This is a genomic window from Cellulosimicrobium sp. CpK407, from assembly GCF_051844275.1.
Classification (GTDB): Bacteria; Actinomycetota; Actinomycetes; order Actinomycetales; family Cellulomonadaceae; genus Cellulosimicrobium; species Cellulosimicrobium cellulans_G.
Map to the genome: position 1 here is coordinate 1 of NZ_JBGNYC010000096.1, position 1,855 is coordinate 1,855.

The 1,855-nt window shown below is 69.8% G+C and carries 1 protein-coding gene and 1 pseudogene; both read right to left on the minus strand.

The genetic code is table 11. The annotated features are described in order from the left end of the window. Nucleotides 1-479 (minus strand): annotated as a pseudogene (gene narY, locus ABWU78_RS20850) (nitrate reductase subunit beta); the annotation flags it as partial. Nucleotides 480-594: 115 nt separating this feature from the next. Then, a partial coding sequence (locus tag ABWU78_RS20855; protein WP_439159386.1) for a molybdopterin dinucleotide binding domain-containing protein occupies nt 595-1,855 on the minus strand: 1,261 nt, incomplete at its 5' end.

A 1,855-nucleotide genomic window follows, 5' to 3' on the forward strand; every position in this document is an offset into this window, starting at 1 on the left:
TGCAGGACCGGGTCGTCGGCCATGGTGGTGGTGGAGCCGGCGAGGTCGTCGTCCCAGTTCGCCGACCACGAGATGGTCATGTCCTGCCCCGTGAGCAGCGACGTGGGGCGCGCGACGGGGGTGTGCTGGCCCTGGGGGGCGGACAGGAGCATGTCGTACTCGTAGGTCCAGGGTTCGTAGTAGTCGTGGATGGAGGGCAGGACGGGGTTGGAGAAGATCGTGGCGAGCTTCTTCAACCGGCCCCCGGCGCGCAGCTTGAGCTTGCCCTTCGTGGTGCGGACCCAGCCGCCCTGCCAGCGTTCCTGGTCCTGGTAGGTGCGCGGGTACCCCAGTCCGGGGCGGGTCTCGACGTTGTTGAACCACACGTACTCGACCCCGGTCCGGTTGGTCCAGGCCTGCTTGCACGTGACCGAGCACGTGTGACACCCGATGCACTTGTCCAGGTTCATCACCATCGACATCTGCGCCATGACCTTCACCGGACGTCACGCTCCACTCCGGTACCCAGGTCACGCTCCGCTGCGGACTCGTTCCTCGCCCTTCGCGTCGCCGTTCCGCACTCGTCCGTGCCGATGCGTGTCGCCGTTCCAGACATCAGTAGGTCACCTCCTGACTCCGTCGCCGGATCACCGTGACCTCGTCACGCTGGTTGCCCGTCGGGCCGATGTAGTTGAAGCCGTACGAGAGCTGCGCGTAGCCGCCGATGAGGTGGGTGGGCTTGAGCAGCACGCGGGTCAGGGAGTTGTGGATGCCCCCGCGGAGCCCGGACGTCTCCGACCGCGGGACGTCCACGGTCCGGTCCTTCGCGTGGTACATGAAGACCGTGCCCTCGGGCATGCGGTGCGAGACGACGGCCCGCGCGACCACGACGCCGTTGCGGTTGTAGGACTCGATCCACTCGTTGTCCGCGACGCCGATCTTCTCCGCGTCCTGCGGGCTCATCCAGATCGTGGGGCCGCCGCGCGAGAGCGAGAGCATGAAGAGGTTGTCCTGGTACTCGGAGTGGATCGACCACTTCGAGTGCGGCGTGAGGTACCGCACGGCGACCTCCGCGTAGCCCTCCGACCCCTGCGCCCCCGTGGGGGACGTGTCGCCGACCCGCGAGTCGCCGAACAGGCGGTGCATGTCGAGGGGCGGCCGGTAGACCGGGAGCTGCTCGCCGAGCTCCGTCATCCAGTCGTGGTCGAGGAAGAAGTGCTGGCGGCCCGTGAGGGTGTGCCAGGGCTTGAGGCGCTCCACGTTGATGACGAAGGCGCTGTAGCGCCGCCCGCCGTGCTCCGACCCGGACCACTCGGGAGAGGTGATGACCGCCGTGGGGCGCGACTGCACGTCCGGGAAGGTGATCCTCTTGCCCTGCTCGTCCCGCGCGAGGTCGGCCAGACGCTGCCCGGTGCGCCGCTCCAGGTCCTCGAACCCCTGCACCGCGAGCCGGCCGTTCGTCGTCCCCGACAGCGCGAGGATCATCTCGCAGACGTGCGTGTCGCGGTCCAGGCGCGGGCGCCCCGCCGCCGGGCCGTCGGCGACGACGCCGTTCGCGACGGCGAGCCGCTCGACCTCCGGCGTCGGGTCGAACGTGACGCCCTTGGTGACCATGCCCACCGTCTGCGTGAGCGGACCGAGGGCGGCGAGCCGCGCCGCGAGGGCGGGGTAGTCCCGCTCGACGACGACGAGCCTCGCCATCGTGACCCCGGGCACGAGCTCGTCCTGGGGCAGGACCTCGCCGTGCGGCGTCGCCATGGCGTCCGGGGTGTCGTGCGCGAGCGGGACGGCGACGACGTCCTTGCGCACGCCCAGGTGGGTCTCCGACAGCTCGGAGACGTGCCGGGCGAGCGTGTGGAAGATGTCGAAGTCGGTG